Raw genomic sequence first — 2218 nt, 5'->3', positions numbered from 1 at the left:
GAAAAAGCCAGTGCCTAACATTGTATAAAAATAATAGCGGTTTAATCGCTAAAACGAAAATGAAATTTATAAATCAAACGACAGTAACAAACCGAAAAGTAAGTGCGTAAAAATCCGCTACTATTCTTATACGTTACCGTTGTGCATAATACTCAAATGACGAACCACGAATTGACATTTAGTAAAATAAAAGAGCTTTTGGAATCTCATTTTCCAGAAAATATTTCGGAATTCGAAGACGGAACTCATCTTACTTTGGATTCGGAAGACGAAGAAGAATCATCAATCTGGATTGAACTTGATCAAGATGGACAATTGACTGTTGGTTTCGGAATTAGTCACTTACATTATGACCCGAAATATGACGACTTGAATAAAGGATTTAATAAGTTTTTACTATTTCTGACCTGCAAAAAAAGAAGAGTCGATTATTACAAAGGAAAATTTCGTTTCAAAAACGAGTATGAATTTGAAAATAGAAACGGAACTTGGGAGAATTACGGAACTGCTTCAACTTGGGCTTTACCATTTTGGAGAAAAACGATAAAAAAAACAATCACTCAAAACGGATTTATAAACTATACGGAAATTGAATCTGAAATTGAAAAGATAAAAAGTACTATGCACAACAAAGTATAAGAAATAATGCTTAAATTTATTCCTAAATCAAAAGGTTAGTGCGCATTTGGTCACTCTGATTTTCCTACGGAAAATCCTCGGACACAAAACCGCACTATTCTTATACACAACCGTTACCACACATTTGAAAAAAATCGAACGTCCATATAATCCAGAGGAAATCAAACTGTTGAAAAGCAGGAAAAATTCGATTTGGGATCATTTTGAGAATTTTGGAAAGAAATGGATATTAATTACTCTGATTCTTTTAGCTCCTTTATTACTTTATGACAAATTCGTTAGTAAAGTTTCTTCTGACACACAATTACTGACTTCAATTCCGTTGCTAATCATCTCAATTGGAATTGTGATTTATTGGATGAGAAAAAACGGAGAAATTGGTTGGAATAAAAAAGTGGATAACTAAATAAAAAACGGAAAAGCCCAAGTTCTGAAAATAAAGACTGACAAAGTTTACAAACGAAAAGAAACTTTTGATTTAGGCTCAGGATTTTATCTGAAAATATCTGAAAACGAAACATTGTTTTTACAAGGTCAGTATTTTGACGAATTACAATATTCACGCAAATTTCCAAATACGGAATTTGAGATTGTTCGAACTGAATTGACTTTTAACGAATTGATTGACATCAAACCTTTAGGACCATACTTAAAACCTGAAAAGAAACTAAAAGCATTTACGAAAGAACAATTTGAAAATAACGAAGTTCATTACGATGGAGATTTATTGAAAATTCCGATTGAACAAATAAAATAAAAACGTGTGGTAACAACGTGTATAATTAATGGCTAGTTCTCGCCTACTTACGAAAATCCTCGCGGATTTTCTATTTGGTTTTTATTTGCTAAATTAGGTTCGTGGAATACGCCACTAATCATACACAATCACGTTGTAGGTAATTTGAGAAAAACGGAACTAATGAAAAAAACATTGTACTTTTTAATCGGAATTTTAGTGTTGAGTTGTGTAAATAAAACTGACTCTCAAAAAAAATCTGAAATAGTAATAAACTCAAAAACAAATTCAATTGAGATTATATATTCCAACTCAAGAGAAAAAACTATTGAGAATTTAAAAAAAATCTGGAATTGTGAATTTCCATTGATTTCGAAAAGTGAGACTAATTTTAATGGAAAAATATCGAATGACATTACTCTAATGATTTCGGAATTTAAACCTATTTCTTCTGAAGGAAAGAAAAATAAGATTGAACTAACTTCTGATTTAATTAAAAAGAGTATTCGGAATTATAAAGAATTTTCGGAATTAAAAATCATTACAAGTTATACAACAACAGATGGAAAAAGAAGAACATCAAGTAAAACTTTTAAAATGAATGAAATATAAAAACTACCTACAACAAAGTATAAGAAATAATGCTTAAATTTATTGCTAAATCAAAAGGTTAGTGCACATTTGGTCTCTCTGATTTTCCTACGGAAAATCCTCGGACACAAAACCGCACTATTCTTATACACAACCGTTGGGTACAATTATGACAAACAGTATTTTCCATAACAAAGAGTTTGAGTTAAACGGAATTTCTGTACCTGAATTTGAATTAAAAAGCGGAAAACT

At 30.5% G+C, this 2218-nt stretch carries 4 protein-coding genes; all 4 read left to right on the top strand.

Annotation, left to right across the window (positions count from 1 at the left end; all coding sequences use genetic code 11):
- Positions 1-102 precede the first annotated feature (102 nt).
- Positions 103-639: a hypothetical protein gene (locus tag ACH5TW_RS00320; protein WP_439334480.1), complete on the top strand. Its 537-nt coding sequence runs from the start codon at positions 103-105 to the stop codon at positions 637-639.
- 124 nt (positions 640-763) lie between these two features.
- Positions 764-1045: a hypothetical protein gene (locus tag ACH5TW_RS00315; protein ID WP_439334479.1), complete on the top strand. Its 282-nt coding sequence runs from the start codon at positions 764-766 to the stop codon at positions 1043-1045.
- A 114-nt stretch (positions 1046-1159) separates the two neighbouring features.
- Positions 1160-1396, top strand: coding sequence for a hypothetical protein (locus ACH5TW_RS00310; RefSeq protein ID WP_439334478.1), 237 nt, complete (start codon positions 1160-1162; stop codon positions 1394-1396).
- A gap of 162 nt (positions 1397-1558) precedes the next feature.
- Positions 1559-1987 (top strand): hypothetical protein, encoded by a 429-nt coding sequence (locus ACH5TW_RS00305; RefSeq protein WP_439334477.1) that lies wholly within the window; start codon positions 1559-1561, stop codon positions 1985-1987.
- The last annotated feature ends 231 nt before the right edge of the window (positions 1988-2218 follow it).

It is taken from the genome of Thalassobellus sediminis (genome assembly GCF_044386045.1).
Taxonomy (GTDB): Bacteria; Bacteroidota; Bacteroidia; order Flavobacteriales; family Flavobacteriaceae; genus Thalassobellus; species Thalassobellus sediminis.
This window is presented reverse-complemented; position numbering and strand designations above follow the sequence as displayed.